The sequence below is a fragment of the Vibrio sp. DNB22_10_4 genome (assembly GCF_052879755.1).
The window spans coordinates 1-269 of sequence record NZ_JBNNXW010000069.1 but is presented as its reverse complement, the minus strand read 5'-3'; the positions used below and the strand labels follow the sequence as shown (position 1 = coordinate 269).

1 protein-coding gene is annotated in these 269 nt (G+C 67.3%); it reads right to left on the bottom strand.

What is annotated here, in order from left to right; genetic code table 11:
• On the bottom strand, nt 1-269 hold a 269-nt coding region (locus ACVA6Q_RS24695), incomplete at both ends, for a hypothetical protein (RefSeq protein WP_446649227.1).

The following is a 269-nucleotide window of genomic DNA, read 5'->3' as shown; positions in this document are numbered from 1 at the left end:
CAGCACATGGGCCAAGGCGGGTGTCAGGCGGTGCCGGTGTTCCGCATACAGCCACGCCAGCCCCGCCCCCAGCAGGAACTCGAGCACAAGTGGGTTGGCGGCCATTGCCTGCAGGGGCGTGGCCCAGGCGTAGAGCGCCTCCGGATCACGCGGCACCACACCGCTGTGCCAGAACGGCACGATGATGGTTGTGGTGAACAACATCAGCGCGACCAGCCACAGCGCGCGTCTGCCAAACAGCGCCAGGCCCAGCGCGCACAGTGCATAGA